This window comes from Herbiconiux sp. SALV-R1 (assembly GCF_013113715.1).
Taxonomy (GTDB): Bacteria; Actinomycetota; Actinomycetes; order Actinomycetales; family Microbacteriaceae; genus Herbiconiux.
The window spans coordinates 44,714-63,589 of the sequence record NZ_CP053344.1 but is presented as its reverse complement, the minus strand read 5'-3'; the positions used below and the strand labels follow the sequence as shown (position 1 = coordinate 63,589).

Annotated in this window: 16 protein-coding genes, 1 tRNA gene and 1 pseudogene; 5 read left to right on the top strand and 13 right to left on the bottom strand. The window is 72.1% G+C overall.

What is annotated here, in order from left to right; all coding sequences use genetic code 11:
• Positions 1–6 precede the first annotated feature (6 nt).
• Positions 7–1,245: a zinc metallochaperone AztD gene (gene aztD / locus HL652_RS00315; protein ID WP_171703458.1), complete on the top strand. Its 1,239-nt coding sequence runs from the start codon at positions 7–9 to the stop codon at positions 1,243–1,245.
• On the opposite strand, the gene HL652_RS00310 is transcribed toward aztD, so the two are convergent.
• The 7 genes from HL652_RS00310 to HL652_RS00280 form a co-directional block, all read right to left on the bottom strand.
• Complete coding sequence (locus HL652_RS00310; RefSeq protein WP_171703457.1) at positions 1,211–2,773, bottom strand: mannitol dehydrogenase family protein; 1,563 nt, start codon at positions 2,771–2,773, stop codon at positions 1,211–1,213. The genes aztD and HL652_RS00310 overlap by 35 nt on opposite strands.
• On the bottom strand, positions 2,770–3,789 hold the full coding sequence (locus tag HL652_RS00305) for an alpha/beta hydrolase (RefSeq protein ID WP_171703456.1): 1,020 nt from the start codon (positions 3,787–3,789) through the stop codon (positions 2,770–2,772). The genes HL652_RS00310 and HL652_RS00305 overlap by 4 nt, the downstream gene beginning before the upstream one ends.
• A 69-nt stretch (positions 3,790–3,858) precedes the next feature.
• Positions 3,859–4,893 (bottom strand): ABC transporter permease, encoded by a 1,035-nt coding sequence (locus HL652_RS00300; protein WP_171703455.1) that lies wholly within the window; start codon positions 4,891–4,893, stop codon positions 3,859–3,861.
• A complete protein-coding gene (locus HL652_RS00295) occupies positions 4,890–5,678 on the bottom strand; it encodes an ATP-binding cassette domain-containing protein (protein ID WP_171703454.1) in 789 nt (262 codons plus the stop codon). The genes HL652_RS00300 and HL652_RS00295 overlap by 4 nt, the downstream gene beginning before the upstream one ends.
• Entirely contained in the window at positions 5,678–6,688 is a 1,011-nt protein-coding gene (locus HL652_RS00290) for a sugar ABC transporter substrate-binding protein (protein WP_171703453.1), read from the bottom strand. The genes HL652_RS00295 and HL652_RS00290 overlap by 1 nt, the downstream gene beginning before the upstream one ends.
• A gap of 95 nt (positions 6,689–6,783) precedes the next feature.
• Positions 6,784–7,554: a DeoR/GlpR family DNA-binding transcription regulator gene (locus HL652_RS00285; RefSeq protein WP_171703452.1), complete on the bottom strand. Its 771-nt coding sequence runs from the start codon at positions 7,552–7,554 to the stop codon at positions 6,784–6,786.
• A 111-nt stretch (positions 7,555–7,665) separates the two neighbouring features.
• Positions 7,666–8,400, bottom strand: coding sequence for a DJ-1/PfpI family protein (locus tag HL652_RS00280; protein ID WP_171703451.1), 735 nt, complete (start codon positions 8,398–8,400; stop codon positions 7,666–7,668).
• A 156-nt stretch (positions 8,401–8,556) separates the two neighbouring features.
• Here HL652_RS00280 and dinB point away from each other — a divergent pair, with 156 nt between their 5' ends.
• The 3 genes from dinB (at position 8,557) to HL652_RS00265 (ending at position 10,491) form a co-directional block, all read left to right on the top strand.
• Positions 8,557–9,783 (top strand): DNA polymerase IV, encoded by a 1,227-nt coding sequence (gene dinB / locus HL652_RS00275; protein ID WP_171703450.1) that lies wholly within the window; start codon positions 8,557–8,559, stop codon positions 9,781–9,783.
• Between the two features lie 206 nt (positions 9,784–9,989).
• A complete protein-coding gene (locus tag HL652_RS00270) occupies positions 9,990–10,259 on the top strand; it encodes a hypothetical protein (RefSeq protein ID WP_171703449.1) in 270 nt (89 codons plus the stop codon).
• Positions 10,260–10,420: 161 nt separating this feature from the next.
• Positions 10,421–10,491, top strand: a tRNA-Cys gene (locus HL652_RS00265).
• Positions 10,492–10,989: 498 nt separating this feature from the next.
• On the opposite strand, the pseudogene recQ reads toward HL652_RS00265, so the two are convergent.
• From recQ to HL652_RS00245, 3 genes and pseudogenes are all read right to left on the bottom strand, one after another.
• Positions 10,990–12,855 (bottom strand): annotated as a pseudogene (gene recQ, locus HL652_RS00260) (DNA helicase RecQ); the annotation flags it as partial.
• Positions 12,856–12,983: 128 nt separating this feature from the next.
• Positions 12,984–14,870, bottom strand: a complete 1,887-nt coding sequence (gene menD, locus HL652_RS21580; protein ID WP_253743540.1) for a 2-succinyl-5-enolpyruvyl-6-hydroxy-3-cyclohexene-1-carboxylate synthase — start codon at positions 14,868–14,870, stop codon at positions 12,984–12,986.
• The gene (locus HL652_RS00245; protein ID WP_171703447.1) at positions 14,867–15,217 is read right to left on the bottom strand and encodes a PLDc N-terminal domain-containing protein; all 351 of its coding nucleotides are present in this window, start codon (positions 15,215–15,217) and stop codon (positions 14,867–14,869) included. The genes menD and HL652_RS00245 overlap by 4 nt, the downstream gene beginning before the upstream one ends.
• Positions 15,218–15,391: 174 nt before the next feature.
• On the opposite strand from HL652_RS00245, the gene HL652_RS00240 reads away from it, so the two are divergent.
• Complete coding sequence (locus HL652_RS00240; protein WP_171703446.1) at positions 15,392–15,781, top strand: DUF4229 domain-containing protein; 390 nt, start codon at positions 15,392–15,394, stop codon at positions 15,779–15,781.
• Here HL652_RS00240 and HL652_RS00235 read toward each other — a convergent pair.
• Genes HL652_RS00235 through HL652_RS00225 form a run of 3 tightly spaced genes read right to left on the bottom strand, consistent with a single transcriptional unit; the run spans position 15,745 to position 18,846 of the window.
• Complete coding sequence (locus HL652_RS00235) at positions 15,745–16,707, bottom strand: 1,4-dihydroxy-2-naphthoate polyprenyltransferase (protein WP_171703445.1); 963 nt, start codon at positions 16,705–16,707, stop codon at positions 15,745–15,747. The genes HL652_RS00240 and HL652_RS00235 overlap by 37 nt on opposite strands.
• 10 nt (positions 16,708–16,717) lie before the next feature.
• The gene (locus tag HL652_RS00230) at positions 16,718–17,929 is read right to left on the bottom strand and encodes an AMP-binding protein (protein WP_171703444.1); all 1,212 of its coding nucleotides are present in this window, start codon (positions 17,927–17,929) and stop codon (positions 16,718–16,720) included.
• Entirely contained in the window at positions 17,929–18,846 is a 918-nt protein-coding gene (locus HL652_RS00225; protein ID WP_171703443.1) for a 1,4-dihydroxy-2-naphthoyl-CoA synthase, read from the bottom strand. Before HL652_RS00225 ends, HL652_RS00230 begins: the two co-directional genes overlap by 1 nt.
• Between the last annotated feature and the right edge of the window lie 30 nt (positions 18,847–18,876).

Genomic DNA, 18,876 nt, shown 5'->3' with positions numbered 1-18,876 from the left:
CACACCATGAGAACATCCCTGGCACGTCGAGCCGGCCTCGCCGCCCTGGCCACCGGAGCGGCGCTCGCGCTCGCGGCCTGCTCCGCCCCCGCCACCGGAAGCGGCACCGCGACCGGCTCCGACGCAGGCACCGCGACCGGCTCCGGAGACCGGCCCACCGCATCCGGTTCCGAAGCGCGAGTCGCCGTCTCCTACGAGGGCGGCATCCTGGTGCTCGACGGCGCCACGCTCGACACCGTCGCCGACCTCGACTCCGAGGAGTTCACCCGCCTGAACCCGGCGGGAGACGGGCGGCACGTCATGGTGACGATGAGCGAGGGCTTCCAGGTGCTCGACACCGCCGCCGGCACCGACGGCGACCCGGAGCTCACCGAGCTCGTCTTCGCTGCCGACACCCCGGGTCACGTCGTGCGGCACGCGGGCAAGACCATCCTCTACGCCGACGGCACCAGCGACACCACGGTGTTCGACACCGCCGAGCTCGCCGACGCGGATGCCCTTCCCGAGGTCGAGACCATCGAGGGCGTCGAGGCGCACCACGGTGTCTCGGTCGTGCTCGAAGACGGCACCTTCCTCACCACGGTGGGCGGCGCCGAGGGCCGCACCGGCATCGTGGTGCGCGACGCCTCGGGCGCCGAGATCGCCACGAGCGACCAGTGCCCCGGCGTGCACGGCGAAGGCACCGCCGCCGACGAGGCCGTGGTGTTCGGCTGCGAGAACGGCGCGCTGGTCTACCGCGACGGCGCCATCCTCAAGCTCGACGCCCCCGACCAGCCCTACGGCCGCACGGGCAACGCCTACGTGAGCGAGAGCAGCCCGATCGTGGTGGGCGACTACAAGAGCGACCCGGATGCGGAAGGCTACCTGCTGCACGCCGTCACCCTCATCGACACCGCTGCGGGCACCCTCGAGGTGGTCGAGCTGCCCGAGGGGGTGGAGTACACCTTCCGCGACGTGGCCCGCGGCCCCGGCGATCTCGCCTACGTGCTCGCCACCGACGGCGCGATCCACGTGCTCGACCCCGAGACCGGCGAGATCGAACGCGAGTTCCCGGTGATCGACCCGTGGACCGGCCCTGCGGAGTGGCAGGATGCGCACCCCGCCATCGTCGTGGCCGGCGACCTCGCCTACGTCACCGAGCCGGCGGCGAACAGCATCCACGCCGTCGACCTCACGACCGGTGAGGTGGTCGCCACCGGCGAGCTCGAGGTCACTCCGAACGAGATTGCCGTCGCCCGGAGCTGACGTCGCGCACGACCGCTCGCACGCCGTCGGCCCGGATCGCCTCGCCGTAGGCGGCGACGAGGGCCACGACGTGCGGGTCGGCGGCGAGGTCGCCGAGGAAGTGCGCCGCGCGCACCGCCTCGGCGCCCGCCGCCGGCCCGTCGCCGACCGGACCTGTCCCGTCGCCGACGGTGGGCGCGTCGCCGACAGCCGGCCCGTCCACGACCGCAGTCCCGTCACCGACCGCCGGCCCGTCCCCGACAGCCGGCCCGTCGCCCTCCCGGCCCGCCCCGGCGGCCCGCTCGAAGTGGCAGGCGAGCACGAACGCCGCCACGTCGACCGGCAGCCCGAGGGCCATCCGGTCTCGCACGACCGGCAGGAGGAACACCGACAGCCGGTTCTCCGCATCCATCGCCAGCCGCTCGACGGTGTCGCGCACCCACGGGTTCGAGTAGCGCTCGAGCAGCGTGTCGCAGTAGGCGGTGAGGTCGATGCCGGGCACCTCGGGCAGCACGGCGAGCGCCTCCGCGAAGTACGCGCGCAGCAGCGCGACGACATCGGGGTCGGCCATCGCCTCGTCGACGAGCTCGTGCCCGAGCAACGACGACGGATGCGCGAGCGCCTGATGCGACGCGTTCAGCAACCGCAGTTTCATCGTCTCGTAGGGCGCCACGTCGTCGACGAACTGCGCACCGGCGCGTTCGAGCGGGGGCCGGCCGAGCGGGAAGTCGTCTTCGATCACCCACTGCGCGAACGGCTCCGCCATCACCGGCCAGGCGTCGTCGACGCCGAAGACCTCGCGCACCAAGTCGCGGTCGTCGTCGGTGGTGATGGGGGTGATGCGGTCGACCATGGTGCTCGGGAAGGCCACCTCCGCCGCCATCCACTCCGCCAGCTCGGGGTCGACCGTGCGGGCGAAGGCGAGCAGCGCGGTGCGCGCGATGTGGCCGTTGCCCTGCACGTTGTCGCAGGAGAGCACCGTGAACGGCGGGATCCCCCGCGACCGCCGCAGCCGGAGACCCGCCACGATGAAGCCGAACACCGACCGGGGCGCGGTGTCGGCATCGCCCGCGAGATCGGCCAGCACCCCTTCCGACACCGGCGTGAACTCGCCTGTCGCCGGGTCGGTCTCGTACCCGCCTTCGGTGATGGTGAGCGACACGATCCGGATGCCCGGGTCGGCCAAGCGCTCCAGCACCGCCCCGGGGTCGTCGGGTGCGTGCAGATGCTCGACCACCGAGCCGATCGTGCGGGCCTCGAGCCTGCCGTCGGCGTGTTTCAGCACCTGCGTGTAGCGGCACCGCTGCGCGGTCATCACCTCGTGCATCCGCTCGTCGTGGGGCAGCACGTTCACCCCGACGATGCCCCAGTCGAGGGCGAGCCCCTCGTTCATGAGCCGGTCGAGGTAGGCGGCCTGGTGCGCGCGGTGGAAGGCGCCGAAGCCGAAGTGCACGATGCCCGCCGTGACGTCGTCGCGGGAGTACAGCGGCTGCGCCACGGGGAGCCTGTCGCGGCCGGGCGCAGCCATGGTGCCGGTGAGGGCGGTCATGCCGCGCTCCCCTCGCGGAGCAGCTGCAGCGCGTCGACGGTGCGCTCGAGGGCGCGGCGCGCGGCGGGAACCCGCGCGGCCTGGTCGATCCAGCCGTGGATGAGCGTGGGCTGCGGCAGCACCACGGTCTCGACGCCCGCGGCGACGAGACGCGCGGCGTAGGCGTCGCCCTCGTCGCGCAGCGGGTCGAAGCCCGCGGTGGTGACGACGGCCGGGGCCACCCCGGCGAGGGAGCCGGCCGACTGCGGCGCGAAGCGCGGGTCGGCGGGGTCGGCCGGGCCGGCCGGGTCGGCGGGGCCGCCTGCCGCACCCGCGTAGCTCCCCCAGTAGTACCGCATCGCCTGCCGCGTGAGCAGGTACCCGTCGCCGTACCGCCGGTGCGACTCCGACGCCATCGCGGGGTCGAGCCCCGGGTAGAACAGCAGCTGCGCGTCGAGACGCAGCCCGAGGTCGCGCGCCGTGAGCGCGAGCGCCGCGGCGAGGTTGCCCCCGGCGCTGTCGCCCGCCACCGCGAGCCAGCCGGAGCTCCGCTCCCGCTCCGCCCGCAGCACGGCGAGCGCGTCGTCGTAGGCGGCGGGGAACGGATGCTCGGGCGCCAGACGGTAGTCGACGGCCACCACTCTCACGCGCATCCGCTCGGCGATGAAGCGGGCCGTGGGCGCCGCCGAGTCGAGGTCGCCGAGCACCCAGCCGCCGCCGTGCACGAAGACGACGGTGCCGTCGTCTGCGCCGACGCCCGCGGGCACCCAGGTGCGGATAGGCACACGCACGTACCCCTCCGACCCCACCACCTCGCCGTCTGTGACCTCGCCGTCGAACGGAACCGGCGCATCCGGCCCCTGCAGCAGCGCGATCAGCTCGCCGAAGCCGCGTCGCAGCAGGGCGGCCCCGGTGCCGTCGCCGACGGGCGGAGCCGCGGCGTTGAGCTGGGGCAGCAGCTGCGCGAGCACGGGGTCGAGCGCTGCAGCCTTCGGGTCGGCGTCGGGCGACCGCGGTGCGGCCTCGTGGTCTGCCATGGGTGGCGGTTCCTTTCGGAGGTTTCGGGGGTGCAGCTCGGCACGCGAGCGGTGGGGGCGAGCCGCGCGTCAGCGCCGCTTGTACAGTTGCTGCCGGCGGAGATAGTCGACGGCCACCGCGCACACGAGGATCGCGCCGACCACGATGTTGTTGTACTGCGGCGGGATCGACGCGACGATGAGCGCGTTGTCGATGAGCGAGAGCAGCACCGCACCGACGGCCACACCGGTGATGTTGCCGAGGCCGCCGAGCAGGCTCACGCCGCCGATGAGCACGGCGGTGACGACGACGAGGGTCGTCGCCGAGCCGCCCGCCTCCACCTGACCGGCGCCGACGCGGGCGGAGTAGAGCAGCCCCGCGATGCCACCGGTGACCGCGGCGATGACGTAGAGCGCCAGGTCGAGCCGCTTCACCCGCAGGCCGTTGCCGATCGCCGCCTGCCGGTTGCCGCCGAGCGCCCGCACGTTCACGCCGAAGCGGGTGTGCTCGAGCACGAACCAGGCGGCGATGCCGACGAGCACCGCGATCCAGATGACGTTCGGGATGCCGATGAAGTACCCCTGCCCCAACCGCACGAAGTCGGTGGGCAGCGGCAGCACGTCGAGCCCGCCGGTGATGAGCGCGTTGATACCGAGCGCCATGAAGAAGGTGCCGAGCGTCGCGATGATGGGCGGCACGTGCCAGTAGGTGATGATGAGGTGGTTGAGCACGCCCACCAGCGCCGCCACCACGAGGGCGGCCAGGATGGCGATCGGCACCCAGACGCCGAGCTTCATGAGCGACGTGCCGGTGAGGGCGGCGAGCGTGAAGACGGCGCCGACCGAGAAGTCGAGCCCGCCGCCGATGATGAGCAGGGCCGCGCCGCAGCCCATCACGAAGTAGATCACCGAGCTGCGGAGGATCTCGGTGAGGTTGTCGACCGAGATGAACGCGGGGTTCGCCACGGTCGCCGCGATGACGATCACCGCCACCACGGCGAGCAGTGACGCCTCCTGCCGGAGCAGTACCGAGGCAATGCGGCGGGTCGACCGCGGTGCCGGATGCGCATCCGTCGTCGCAGCCGCCGGTGCGGTCGTCGGGGTGTTGGGCGCGGTGCGCGTCATGATGCCTCCTCGAGGGTGCGGCGCGCGGGGGTGTCGCGCGGGATGGCGCCCGTGATCATGCCGATGATCTCGTCGCGGGTGGTCTCGCTCGTGCGCCGGGTGCCGACGCTGGTGCCGAGCCTCAGCACGGTGATGCGGTCGGCGTGGGTGAACACGAAGTCGAGGTCGTGGCTGATGCAGATGACTGCTTTGCCCGCGCCGCGCAGCTCATCGATCATGCGGCCGACGTGCGCGGTCTCCTGCACGCCGAGGGCGGCGGTGGGCTCGTCGAGCAGCATGATCGGCTTGTCCATGCGCACCGCACGAGCGATGGCGACGACCTGCCGCTGGCCGCCCGAGAGCAGGCCCACGGGGGTCTTCACGTCGCCGACGCGCACGTTGAGGTCGGAGAGCACCTTGGCCGCCTCGCGATCCATGCGCCGGCGGTCGAGCACGACCCCGAAGCGCTTGGGCAGGTTGCCGAGCGCCATGTTGGTGGCGATGTCGAGGCACTCGACCAGGGCGAGGTCTTGGTAGACGACCGCGATGCCCTTCTCGAGTGCGTCGCTCGCGCCGTGCACCGCATCCATCGTCTCGCCGTCGACGAGGATCTCGCCGCCGTCGCTCTTGTGGATGCCGGTGACGATCTTGATGGTGGTCGACTTGCCGGCTCCGTTGTCACCCACGATGGCGTGGACCTCGCCGCGGTAGGCGGCGAAGTCCACGTCTTCCAGGGCGGCGACCGAGCCGAACGACTTGCGGATGCCCCGCAGCTCGAGCGCCGGAGTGGAAGAAGGGGTGCTCATCAGGCCCACCCCTGCTCCAGCAGCTCGGCGTAGTCGTCCTTGGTGGCCATCTTCGTGCCCACGGTGATGAGCGTCGCGTCGCCGCCCGCGGGCTCCCCGCTCTCGATGCGGTCGACGGTGGCGTCGAGCGCGTCGGCACCGGCGTCGCAGAGCGCCTGCAGCAGGAAGCGGTATTCGGCACCGCTCTCCAGGGCCTCCTTGCCGCCGTTGTCGGGGCCGTTGCCGATGAACGAGACCTTGCCGGTGAGGCCCTTGGCCTCGATCGCCGAGACGGCACCCTGGGTGACGGTGCCCATGTTGGTGGCGATGACGTTGACCTCCGGATGCGCGGTGAGCAGCGCGTTCGTCTGCGCGAGCGCCTTGGCCGAGTCGTCTCCGGTGTAGACTTCGCCGACGATCTCGACGTCGTCGGTGTCGGCGACCGCGGCCTTCACGCCGTCCATGAACGACTTGCCGATGCCGGTGTCGCCGGGGGCGATGAGGCCGAGCTTCTTGTCGCCCGGGAGCTTCTCCACTTCGGCGACGTAGATCTTTCCGAGTTCCGTCCAGTCGATGCCCACGTTGATGTCGGCGCCGCTGCCGTCGGCTCCGTCGCCGTACATCGTGGCGGTGACGATGCCGGCGTCACGGGCCTGGTCGAGCAGCGGGCCGAAGGCGTCGCTGGCGGGGAGGGTGATGATTCCCGACTTCTTGTTGGCGATGGCGCTCTGGATCTGCTCGATCATGGTGGTCGGGTCCATCGCCTGGCCGGTCGGGCCCGACTCGGTGAAGTCGACGCCGCGCGCCTCGGCCGCGTCGGCCATGCAGTCGCCGATGAGGCGCCAAGCCGGGTAGTTGGGAAGCGGGTTGACGAACTGGATGCTCGTCGTGCCGCCGGTGCCGGCGCCGCTGCCCGCTCCGTTCGCGGAGTCGGAGGACGACGTCATCCCCGGTCCGTCGCTGCAGCCGGTGAGGGCGAGGGCGATGACGGTCGCGCCGCCGAGCGCCAGCGGGAGGAATCTCGATCGCATGGTGTGCCTTTCGTGGGTTTCTCGTGGTGGGGGGGGTGGTGTTCGGGTCGTGTGGTCTCGGGTGGTTCGGGTCGAGTGTTCTCGGGTGGTTCGGGTCAGACGCGCTCGACGTGGGGGCCGAGCGCGGCGAATCTCTGCGCCTGCCGGAGCGGCAGTGCCTCTTCGGTGATGAGCAGCTCGAAGTCCTGCACCTTCGCGAAGGTGCAGAAGCTCGTCACGCCGAACTTGGTGTGGATGCCGATGAAGATGCGCCTCCGCGACACGGCGACGGCCGTGCGCTTCACCTCGGCGACGGCGGGATCGGGTGTGGTGAGCCCGCTCTCGACCGTGATGCCGTTGGCGCCGAGGATGGCGAGGTCGAGGTTCAACTGGGCCAGCATCGCGGTGGCCCAGTGGTCGACGGTCGCCAGGGTGCGGCTGCGCACTCGACCGCCGAGGAGCAGCACCGAGTGGTGCGGTGCCTTCCCGATCGCCACGGCGTTCGCGAGCGACGCCGTCACGACGGTGAGCGGCTGGGTGAGCTCGGCGAGCGCCTCGGCGATGAGCATCGGCGTGTAGCCCTCGTCGAGGAAGATGGTCTGCGCGTCGCCGATGGCCTCCACCGCTGCGGCGGCGATGCGCCGCTTCTCGGCGAGCCGGGTCTGGGCGCGGTGGTCCATCGCGGTCTCGAAGCTGCCGCTCTCGACCGGCATCGCAGCGCCGTGGACGCGCTGCAGCAGGTGCCGGTCTTCGAGCACCCGCAGGTCGCGACGCACGGTCTCGACGGCGACCCCGAGGGCCGCGGCGATCTCCTGCACCTCCTGGCGACCGCCCGACCTCACCAGATCGAGGATGCGCTTGCGGCGCTCTTCACCCGAACGGGCCATGTCCCGACCTCCTCGTCGACGCGGGATGTGCCGCGCGATGCGGTCACTGAGAACATCATGCGGGCTGGAATTGCCCGTGTCCCGACCGATTCGAGGGAAGTTCTGCCCGAGTTAAGCCCGCATGCGGGCGGCTGCCCGGCGCACGCGCTCCTCCCGGTCGGCCTGGTGGGCGGCGCCCGCGGCACGGAACGCCTCGAGCACGGCTGCCGGCGCGGAGCTCGGCGAGCCCGCGCTGAAGGGAGGATGCGGGTCGTACTCGAGGTGCAGCTGGATGCGCTCGGCCACCTCGCGGCCGCACAGCTCGGCCACGACCGTGAGCGCGAAGTCGATGCCTGCGGTCACCCCGCCGCCCGTGATGCGGTCGCGGTCGCGGCACACGCGGGTGCGCTCGGGCGTCGCGCCGAACTCCCCGAGCAGCTCGAGGGCCGACCAGTGGGTCGTCGCCCGGTAGCCCTGCAGCAGCCCGGCCGCGCCGAGCAGCAGGGCGCCGGTGCACACCGAGGTGACGTAGCGGGCGCCTCCCGCCTGGGCGCGGACGAAGTCGAGAGTCTCGGCGTCGTCGAGCACGAGGTCGACGCCGTGCCCTCCCGGCACGCAGAGCACGTCGAGCTGCGGGCAGTCGGCGAAGGCGACCGTCGGGGTGAGCGAGATGACCGCGTCGGTGAGCACCGGTTCGAGCGTCTTGCCCACCACGTGAACGGATGCGCCGGGAACCCCCGCGAACACCTGCAACGGCCCGGTGAGGTCGAGCTGGGTGACATTCGGGAAGACGAGGAGGCCGATGCGGAGGTCGGGGGTGGTTGGGGTGGTTGGGGTGGTTGGGGTGGTTGGGGTGGTTGGGGTCATGGTCCTATCGTGGGGGCCGCATCCGGTGGGTCGGTGACCGGGCGGGGCCCCGCGGTGCCCGAGTGGGCGGCGGGTGGTAGCCGTCGGCGGCTGGGAGGTGACCGATGTCGGTGGGCGGTGCGAGCATCCTGACAGCGGAGTGGGACGGGAGGCGGCATGAGGGGTGAGGCGACCGTGCTGCACGCCGACCTCGATGCGTTCTACGCCTCGGTGGAGCAGCGCGATGCGCCCGCGCTGCGAGGGCGGCCGGTGATCGTGGGCGGGGGCGTCGTGCTCGCGGCGAGTTACGAGGCCAAGGCGCGCGGCGTGCGCACGGCGATGGGTGGGCGGCAGGCGCGCGAGCTGTGCCCCGACGCGGTCGTGGTGCCGCCGCGGATGGAGGCGTACTCGGAGGCGAGTCGGGCGGTGTTCGCGATCTTCCGTGACACGACGCCGTTGGTGGAGGGGCTGTCGATCGACGAGGCGTTCCTCGAGGTGGGCGGCTTGCGCCGGCTGGTGGGCACGCCCGAGCAGGTGGCGGTGCGGCTGCGTGCCCGGGTGCGCGCCGAGGCGGGGCTCGCGATTTCGGTGGGGGTGGCGCGCACGAAGTTCCTCGCCAAGGTGGCGAGCGCGGTGAGCAAGCCCGACGGGCTGCTCGTGGTCGAGCCCGAGCGTGAGCAGGAGTTCCTGCTGCCCCTGCCGGTCGAGCGGCTCTGGGGCGTGGGGGCGAAGACCGCCGCAAAGCTGCACGGTCTCGGCATCAGAACCGTGGGGCAGCTGGCCGAACTCGAGGAAGCCACGGCGGAGCGGCTGCTCGGGCGGGCGGCCGGCGCGCACCTGCACGCCCTCGCGCGCCTGCGCGACCCGCGCCCGGTCGACACCACGCGTCGCCGCTCGTCGATCGGATCGCAACGGGCGCTCGGGAACCGGCCCCGATCGCCGGATGAGCTCGAGCTCATCCTCACCCAGATCGTCGACCGGCTCGCCCGGCGCCTGCGCGACGGCGACCGGGTGTGCCGCACGGTCGTGCTCCGGCTGCGCTTCGGCGACTTCGAGAAGGCGACGCGCTCGCGCACGGTGGGCACCGCATCCGATCGCACCTCCGTGCTGCTCGGCGTCGCCCGTGAGCTGCTCGCCGCAGCCCAGCCCGAGATCGCCGCGCGGGGCATCACGCTCATCGGACTCTCGTTCGCTCAGCTGGCGCGTGCCGACAGCATCCCGCTCGAACTGCCGATCGACTGGAACGATGCGCACCCGCTCGGCGCCGGCCGCCTCGACACCGCCGGCCTCGACACCGTGCTCGACGCCGTGCGCGACCGCTTCGGCACCACCTCCGTCTCGCGCGCCGCCCACCTCCACCGCGACCCGGGCCTCTCGGCCCCGCTGCTGCCCGAGCACGAGTGAGGGCACCCGTTCTCCCCCACAAAGTCCGTGATAACTGCAGTCGTCACGGACTATGTCGGGGAGAACCAGCACCCGCGCCTCACCCCGGTCGGCGCTCGCGCCGCCGAAGCCGGCCGAACGCGCGTAGCGCGCGTCGCGGCCCGGGCAGCACTGCGGGCTCGGGGAGCGTCGCGAGCTCGAGCGGCGTCGCGGGTTAGGCTCAGCGCATGAGCGAGACGCAGGAGCCCACGCCGCCCACCGAGGCCACGCCACCCACCGCCGAGCAGCTGGAGGCGTCGGAGCACACCGAGAAGCGGACGGTTGCCGGCGAGACCCGCTACTACGTGAAAGACCTCGAGAAGCACCTCAGAATCTGGGGTCACCCGAACCCCAACGGTCTCGTGGCCTACTTCACCCCGGAGGGGACGTTCCACGCCGACGGCGTCGACTACGACCACCGCCGCGCCCTCATCGGCATGATGGGCGGCATCTACTAGCCCCTTCCAACCCGCGCCTTCACTTCCTTACGGACAAAGTCCGCAACAACTGCACTTGTGTCGGACTTTGTCCGTAAGAACGTGCAGCAGGCCCGGGAACCCGTCACGGAACGACTTCTACGGGCCGTCGCCTCTCGGATGAACGAGTATCGACATCACCACGCGGTGTGCCCGAGAGGAGAGGGAGCGGCCTGCAAAGCCGTCTACGCCGGTTCGAATCCGGTCACCGCGTCTCCCCCGGCCCGAGCCCTTACGTTTTCCGCGACAATGTCCGTGATGACTGCAGTCTTCACGGACATTGTCGCGGAAAACGTGCGGGGAGGGTCGGGTGGGGGGGGCGGGCGACGGGCGGGACGGGCTAGTAGTGCTCGGGTGGGGGTGCGTCGGAGTCGTCGTAGGGCGGGTATTCGTCGTAGTCGGGGGGTGGGGGCGGGGCGTCGGCCCAGGAGGGGTCGTCGTCGTGGGGGAGGTCGACGGGGTCGATGCGCTGGGTGAAGCGCGCCTGGGTGCGGGAGCGCGTCGGGCGTGATGAGCCGGCGCGGGAGCCCTGGCCGCCGCGAGCCGCAAAGCTCGGGGCGCGCGAAGACGGGGAATCGGATGCGCCGTCGCCGCGAGCCGAGGATCCCGATGCCGACGTCGCGCGAGCCGAGGTGCCCGTGCCCGAGGCGGACGCCGCAGGCGACAGACCGGCACCTCCGGCCGCGCCCGCACCCGCGGCGGTGCCGGTCAGCGCGGCGGCGAGCGCCTCGACGAGGCCCGGGCCGTAGCTCTCGCGTTTGCGGTCGCCGATGCCGGGGATGCCGATGAGGCCCTCGGGCGACGTCGGCTTCAGTTGGGCGATGGTGGCAAGGGTGGCGTCGTGGAACACGACGTAGGCGGGAACGCCCTGCTCCTTCGCCGTCGCCGCGCGCCATGCGCGCAGCGCCTCGAAGAGCTCGGCGTCGGACGCCGACAGCGACTCCTTCGCGGCCGAACCCGACCGACCCGAACCGGAACCACCGCCCGACCCGCCCGACCCCGAGCTCGACCCGCGTGAACGCGCCGCCCGCTCGGGCTCCCGCCGCAGCTGCACCGTGCGCCCGCCCGACAGCACCGCCCCGCTCTCGGGGGTGATGACCAGGGTGCCGTACCCGTCGTCGTTCACCGCGAGCAGCCCGAGAGCCAGCAGCTGCCGCACCACACCCCGCCACTGCTGTTCGCTGAGCTCGGTGCCGATGCCCCAGGTGCTGAGGGTGTCGTGCTTCCACTGCGCGACCCGGTCGGTCTGCTTGCCGCGGAGGATGTCGATGAGGTGCCCGGCCCCGAAACGCTGGTTGCGCTCGCGCTCGAGCCGCACCACCGTGGAGAGCAGCTTCTGTGCGGCGACCGTGCCGTCCCACGATTCGGGCGGCTGCAGACAGGTGTCGCAGTTGCCGCAGGGCTCGCTCGGCTGACCGAAGTAGCCGAGGAGGTTCACGCGCCGGCACGACACCGTCTCGCAGAGCGCGAGCATCGCGTCGAGGTGCGCCGAGAGCCTGCGCCGATGCGCGAGATCGCCCGGCGAGTCGTCGATCATGCGACGCTGCTGCACCACGTCTTGCAGGCCGTACGCCATCCACGCCGTCGACTTCGCCCCGTCGCGGCCGGCTCGACCGGTCTCTTGGTAGTAGCCCTCCACCGACTTCGGCAGGTCGACGTGGGCGACGAACCTCACGTCGGGCTTGTCGATGCCCATGCCGAAGGCGATGGTGGCCACGATGACCACCCCGTCGTCGCGCAGGAACCGCGACTGCGTGCGCGCCCGCACCCCCGCGTCGAGACCGGCGTGGTAGGGCATGGCGTCGACGCCGTTCTCGACCAGGAACTGGGCGGTCTTCTCGACCGTGTTGCGCGAGAGCGCGTAGACGATGCCCGCCTCGCCGGAGTGCTCGTTGCGGATGAACGAGAGCAGCTGCCGGCGCGGCTCGTTCTTCGCATCGATGCGGTACTGGATGTTCGGCCGGTCGAAGCTCGCGACGAAGTGCTTCGCGCGCCCCATCGACAGCCGCTCGGTGATCTCTTTGTGGGTGGCCTCGGTGGCGGTGGCGGTGAGCGCGATGCGCGGCACCTCGGGCCACCGCTCGGCGAGCTCGGCCAGCGCGAGGTAGTCGGGACGGAAGTCGTGCCCCCACTGCGACACGCAGTGCGCCTCGTCGATGGCGAACAGCGCGATCTCACCCTGCGCCAGGAACCTCTTGGTGCTCTCGGCCGAGAGCCGCTCGGGCGCGACGTACAGCAGGTCGAGCTGCCCCGAGAGATAGGCCTGCTCGACCTCGGCCCGCTGGGCGGGGTCTTGCGTGGAGTTGAGGAACGCGGCCCGCACGCCGACGGCCTTCATCGCCTCCACCTGATCGTGCATGAGCGCGATGAGCGGCGAGATGACGACGCCCGTGCCCTCCCGCACGATCGACGGCACCTGGTAGCAGAGCGACTTGCCACCGCCGGTGGGCATCAGCACGACGGCGTCTCCGCCGCCGATGACGTGATCGATGATCTCGGCCTGGTCGCCCCGGAACGAGTCGTAGCCGAACACCCGGCCGAGGGTGTCGAGGGCGATGGTGGCGGATGCTGTGGTCACGTCTCGAGCCTAGTTCGCGCCGCGGACATCACGGCTTGTCCACAGGCAGACCCCACGAAGCGCGCGAGATGCGAGCCTGTGGAGGAGTCAGGCGCCAGGAGCCAGGCCAGGCCAGGAGCGACGGCACCTCAGCGCGCCAGCGCCACCTCGACCACACTGCATCCCGGTGCCGGCGACGACAGCACCTGATCGAGCTCACTCCGCCGATCGACGCGCCTGTGCGCCCACCCGTACGCCGCCGCGATGGCACCCAGATCGGCATTCTGCGGCGTGTACATCACCCGGTCGAACGCCGAGCGCTCGGCGGTGCCCGCCACCTCGAGCCCGTCGAAGATGGTGCCCCCGCCGTCGTTGCCGACCACGAGCTGAACCCTCGGCATCCGCTCGCCCGGCGTGCGCAGCAGCGCGCCGACGTCGTGAAGGAACGCCAGGTCGCCGAGCAGCACCCGCGTCGTGCCCGGCCGCGCAGCCGGCCCCTGACTCGCAATGGCCACGCCGATCGCCGTCGAGATGGTGCCGTCGATGCCGGCCAGCCCCCGGTTGGCGTGCACCGGGATCTTCTTGCCCGCCACCGCCGCATCGACCTCGCGCACGAGTCGCGACGCGCCCAGCACGAGCCGGTCGTGCGGCCAGCTCGCGCGCCACACGGCCAGCGCCAGCGAACGACGGGTGATCGGTGCCTTCAGCGCCGCGAGCTCGCCCTTCGCGAAGGCGCGCGCCGCCTCGACATCGCCCGGGCCGCTCGCGCTGAGCATGGGGGCGGCGACGTCGTCGCCCGCCGACTCCTCGTCCATGAGCTCGCGGCCGGCGAAGACCCACTGGCCCGTCCAGGCGCGGGCCGCGCGGTCGCCGCGGTCTTCGGGGTCGGCGGTCACCTCGTCGACGACGACGGTCTCGCGCCGCGGCAGGTACGCGGCACCGCGGCCGGCGACCACCACCGTCTCGACGTCGTCGCGGGCGAGGAGCGCCGGCACCTGCCGGCTGAGGGTCGGATGCCCGAACACCACCGCCCGCTCCACTCGCCCGCCGAAGTCGGGGTGGTCGAGCAGCGTGCGGTACGCGCCCACGAGGTTCGGCCCGAACCGCGACCCGCTCGAGGCCTCGGCGACCATCGGCCACCCGGCTCCCCGGGCGAACTCGGCGGCCACCTCCCCCGCGTCGGCCCCGGCGATCACGAGGGTGCGGGGCCCCTGCGCCAGATGCAGACGACGGATGCTCGTGCCGGAGGCCGCGCGGGCCCCCACCGGCCCGGCCGCTTCTGCGCCCGTGGAGCCACCCGGCCCGGCGGCGCTCCCCGAATGATCGTCGCCCTCATTCGCCTCGGCGCCCCCCGGCACCCCGGGTCGCGGCCCGCGCGGCGCGGCGGCGCCGACGTGCGACTCCCGCGCCACCCCGGGTCGCGCCCCCCGCGCCTCCGCGCCGTCGACGTGCGACTCCCACGGAACCTCGGCTGCCTCGTCGTCGATCTCCCCCGAGAGCGGTTCGACGAATTGCAGGTTCAGGTGCACGGGGCCTGCGGCACGAGCATCCGTCGCCGTCTCGACGGCCCACGCGGCGAGATCTGCCGCTGCAGGGAGCGAGTCGGGTCGCGGCGGCGCGAGGTCGACCTCGGCGCGGGCGAACTCGCCGAACATGCCGGGCTGGATGGTGGTCTGGTTGGAGCCCGTTCCGCGGAGCGAGGCCGGGCGATCGGCGCTCAGCACGATCATCGGCACGCCCGAGTGACTCGCCTCGACGACGGCCGGAAGCAGGTTCGCGACCGCCGTGCCCGAGGTGGTGACGACCAGGCCGGGCCTGCCGCTCTCCCGTCCGATGCCGAGCGCCGTGAACGCGGCGACGCGCTCGTCGACACGCACGTGAACCGTGATGACGCCCTGCCGCTCGAGCTCGGCGAGAGCGAGGGCGAGGGACTGCGACCGCGACCCCGGGGAGACGACGGCGTGCTCGACCCCGAGCGCGGCGAAGGCGCGCACCAGACGGGTGGAGAAGGTCGCGGCCGGGCTGGCGGCGGTCACCGGTCGGTTCTGCCGTTGTCCTGCTCGTCGTCGGTCTCGGCGAGCCGCTTCTCGAGCTCACGGATGCGCTCGTCTTGCGTGGGATCGGGGATCGGACGGATGGTGCCGAGGAAGTCGGGGTCGTCGTCGGGCCCGAGTGCCCGCACGGGCGGCTTCGTCACGCGACGACCGCGGCCGATGAGCAACCACAGGATGCCGCCGATCGGCGTGAACAACAGGATGATGAGCACCCACACGGGCCGCGGCAACGCCTTCACCCGCGACTTGGGGAGCATGAGGCAGTCGACCAGCGCGTACACCGTGAACGCCACCACGACGATCACGAGAGCGAGCAGGAGACGGGCCATGGAGTAACTGTACCCCCGCTTATCGAGAGGGCCCTGCGTGTTCGCCGACCGCGACCAGACTGTGATCTCGGGGCGGCCTGAGGCACGCCCGCACCCCGTCAGGTCGCGGCGGATGACACCGGTTCAGGATGCGCGTCAGCCCCCGGTCAGGATGCGCGTCTTAGACTCGGGGGCGTGAAACCCGGACGCACCTGGCTCGTGTACACCCTCATCCGCCTCGGCATCTTCGCCGTGGTGCTGACGGTGCTGCTCCTGCTGAACATCACCGCCTGGATCGCCGCGGTGCTGGCTGCCGTGATCTCACTGTGCATCTCGATCCTGGTGCTGCGGAAGCCGCGCGAGGAGGCCTCGAAGACGCTCTACGAGGCGCGGCTCAACCGGGGCAAGGCGACCCGCGACCCCGCGACCGCCGCGACCTCGGAAGACGAAGACGTCGAAGACCAAGCCGTCGACGCCCGCGTCGCCGACGCCCCGCAGGCCGACGCCCAGCACGCCGGCACGCAGGCCCGCGACGCCGACACGCCCGCTCAGAGCGCGAACGACAACCCGAGGCCCACGCCGTAGAGCAGCCCGAACAGGCTGGTGAGCTGCAGCACCGTGATGTACTCCCGCGGCTTCTTCGCGGTGAGCATGATGATGGTCGCGGGAACCGTGATGAGCAGCGTGAAGAACACCAGCGGCACCAGCGGGTAGAGCAGCGCGAAGAAGGCGAGCACCGCGTAGGCCACGAGCAGCCAGAACACGTAGACGATGCGTGACGCGGTGCGGCCGATGAGCACCGCGAGGGTGCGCTTCTTCACCAGCTTGTCTTGCTCGATGTCGCGGATGTTGTTGGCCATCAGCACCGCGCAGGCGATGGCCCCGGCTGCCACGCCACCGGCCCAGCTCTCGAAGTTCACCTCGCCCGCGAGGATGAAGGTGGTGCCGACGGTGGCGACGACTCCGAAGAACACGAACACGAACAGCTCGCCGAGGGCGTAGTAGCCGTAGGGGTGCTTGCCCCCGGTGTAGAACCACCCTGCGGCGATCGCCGCGGCCCCGACGGCGAGCAGCCACCAGTGGCCGGTGATGACGGTGATGGCGACTCCGGATGCTCCGGCCAGCCCGAAGAACACCAGCGCCACCGCGAGCACCCGTTTCGCCGGCACCAGCCCCGAGCCGGTGAGGCGCGGCGGGCCGACCCGCACGTCGTCGGTGCCGCGCACCCCGTCGGAATAGTCGTTCGCGTAGTTCACGCCGATCTGCAGGAAGACCGCCACCAGGAGGCACAGTGCGAACAACCACCACGAGATCTCGCCGTCGGTGAGAACGGATGCGGCACCCGCGCCGAGCGCCACCGGCGCGATGGAGAGGGTGAGGGTGCGCAGTCGCGCCCCGGCGACCCAGGCGCCGAGCGCCGAGCGCGGGCCTGGCTGAGGGCGCGCCGCCGCCTGACGGGGGGCGTTGACGCGGGCGGGGTGGCCGGAACGGCGCTTGGTGCTTTTCGACATCGGGGCGATTCTAGTGAGCAGTCGCGGGGAGCGACTGGGCGAGGGCGAGCCGGTCGGGCTTGCCGGAGGGCAGGAGCGGGAGGGTGTCGACGCGGTGCACGGCGGCCGGGGCCGACGCACGGCCGGCGACGGGCACCACCGCCGCGCGCAGGGTGGCGAGTGCGGTGGGCGACGGCTCGCGATCGGTGACCACGACGGCGACCTGACCCCAGGTCTCGTCGTCGGCTCCGACCACCACCGCCTGCTGGAAGCCCGGCTGCGACTGCACGAGTCGCTCGACCAGGTCGAGCGACACCTTCACACCGCCCGAGATGATGACGTTGTCGAGCCGACCGGTGATGGCGAGCCGGCCGTCGGCGCCGACGCTGCCGCCGTCGGAGGTGCGGTACCAGCGCACACCGCCGTCGTCGACGAAGCGCTCGGCGGTGAGCTCGGGATCTCCCAGGTACCCCTCGGCGAGCGACGGGCCGGTGATCTCGATCTCGCCGTGCCGCTCGCGCACGACGGTGCTGCCGATCGGCACCCCGTCGTAGACGCAGCCGCCGGCGGTCTCGCTCGAGCCGTAGGTGCGCACCACCGGGATGCCGAGATCGAGCGCGCGCTGCCGGAGCGGCTCGGGCAGCGCCTGACCGCCCACCAGCACGGCGTCGAGCCGCGCCACGGCGCGGCGCACCTCGCTTTCGGCATGCGCGGCCTCGACCAGGCGGGCCAGCTGCGTAGGCACGAGGGAGGTGTAGCGGCGCGGGGCGTCCATACCGGCCACGAGTGCCGCGAACCGTTCAGCCCAGTAGGGGCCCGGCGGTTCGTGCAGCGGTTCGGTGCCGGCCGCGATCGAGCGCACGAGCACTTGGATGCCGGCGATGTAGTGAACCGGCAGCGCCAGCAGCCACTGACCCGGCCCGCCCAGCGCCGACTCGGTGGCCGCTGCGGAGGCCAGCAGGGCTTCCCCGGAGAGCATGACCCGCTTGGGCGCCCCCGACGACCCCGAGGTCTCGACCACGAGGGCCACCTTCGTGGGCACGTCGCTCGGCAGCACCGGCCCGGCACCCTGTGCCGACCGTTCCGACCCTGCCGACCGCACCGAGCCCGTCGACGCCTCGGTCGACGGCGAGCGCCCGTGCTCGCGCACGAGCACCGCCGGCCCGCTGTGCGACAGCGAGTCGCGCAAGGCGCGCTCCACGAGCTCGATCTGCCCCGCGTCGAGGAGAGCGAGCGGGCGCATCAGAAGTGGTACGGGAAGGCCGACCAGTCGGGTTCCCGCTTCTCGAGGAAGGAGTCGCGCCCCTCCACCGCCTCGTCGCTGGCGTAGGCGAGCCTGGTGGCCTCGCCGGCGAACACCTGCTGCCCGACCAGCCCGTCGTCGACGGCGTTGAACGCGTACTTCAGCATGCGGATGGCCGTCGGCGACTTGCCCAGGATGACCCGCGCCCAGCGCAGCGCCTCGGCCTCGAGCTCGGCGTGCGGCACCACCCGGTTCACCGCCCCCATCTCGTAGGCGCGCTGCGCGCTGTACTCCTCGGCCAGGAAGAACACCTCACGGGCGAACTTCTGCCCGATCTGCCGCGCGAAGTAGGCGCTGCCGTAGCCCGCGTCGAACGAGCCGACGTCGGCGTCGGTCTGCTTGAACCGCCCGTGCTCCGCGCTCGCGATCGACAGGTCGCACACTACGTGCAGGGAGTGGCCCCCGCCCGCTGCCCACCCGGGCACGACCGCGATCACCACCTTGGGCATGAAGCGGATGAGCCGCTGCACCTCGAGGATGTGCAGGCGCCCCGCCCGCGCGGTGTCGATGCCCGCCGCCGTCTCCTCTTCGGAGTACTTGTAGCCGTCTCGGCCCCGGATGCGCTGGTCGCCACCGCTGCAGAACGCCCACCCGCCGTCGCGCGGGCTCGGGCCGTTGCCGGTGAGCAGCACGACCCCCACGCGCGGGTTCTGGCGCGCGTCGTCGAGCGCCGCATAGAGCTCGTCGACCGTCTTGGGGCGGAAGGCGTTGCGCACCTCGGGTCGGTCGAAGGCGATGCGGGCGACGCGGCCCTCGCGGTCGAGGTGGTAGGTGATGTCGGTGAAGTGCTTGGAACCCGGCGCCACCACCCACTCCTCGGGGTCGAAGATGTCGGAGACCGTGGATCTATCGCTCATGCTGCAAGGCTACGCCGGTGCGCGCATCCG

Bases quoted from the DNA above. Each gene is read 5' to 3' on its own strand.
- HL652_RS00245 (WP_171703447.1), bottom strand. From the start codon at position 15,217: ATGGCCCGTCTCCTGCTCGCTCTCGTGATCGTCGTGGTGGCGTTCACG.
- HL652_RS00270 (WP_171703449.1), top strand. From the start codon at position 9,990: ATGAGCGAGACGCAGGAGCCCACGCCGCCCACCGAGGCCACGCCACCC.
- HL652_RS00285 (WP_171703452.1), bottom strand. From the start codon at position 7,554: ATGGCCCGTTCGGGTGAAGAGCGCCGCAAGCGCATCCTCGATCTGGTG.
- HL652_RS00290 (WP_171703453.1), bottom strand. From the start codon at position 6,688: ATGCGATCGAGATTCCTCCCGCTGGCGCTCGGCGGCGCGACCGTCATC.
- aztD (WP_171703458.1), top strand. From the start codon at position 7: ATGAGAACATCCCTGGCACGTCGAGCCGGCCTCGCCGCCCTGGCCACC.
- HL652_RS00280 (WP_171703451.1), bottom strand. From the start codon at position 8,400: ATGACCCCAACCACCCCAACCACCCCAACCACCCCAACCACCCCAACC.
- dinB (WP_171703450.1), top strand. From the start codon at position 8,557: ATGAGGGGTGAGGCGACCGTGCTGCACGCCGACCTCGATGCGTTCTAC.
- HL652_RS00305 (WP_171703456.1), bottom strand. From the start codon at position 3,789: ATGGCAGACCACGAGGCCGCACCGCGGTCGCCCGACGCCGACCCGAAG.
- HL652_RS00230 (WP_171703444.1), bottom strand. From the start codon at position 17,929: ATGCGCCCGCTCGCTCTCCTCGACGCGGGGCAGATCGAGCTCGTGGAG.
- HL652_RS00310 (WP_171703457.1), bottom strand. From the start codon at position 2,773: ATGACCGCCCTCACCGGCACCATGGCTGCGCCCGGCCGCGACAGGCTC.
- HL652_RS00295 (WP_171703454.1), bottom strand. From the start codon at position 5,678: ATGAGCACCCCTTCTTCCACTCCGGCGCTCGAGCTGCGGGGCATCCGC.
- HL652_RS00225 (WP_171703443.1), bottom strand. From the start codon at position 18,846: ATGAGCGATAGATCCACGGTCTCCGACATCTTCGACCCCGAGGAGTGG.
- HL652_RS00235 (WP_171703445.1), bottom strand. From the start codon at position 16,707: ATGTCGAAAAGCACCAAGCGCCGTTCCGGCCACCCCGCCCGCGTCAAC.
- HL652_RS00300 (WP_171703455.1), bottom strand. From the start codon at position 4,893: ATGACGCGCACCGCGCCCAACACCCCGACGACCGCACCGGCGGCTGCG.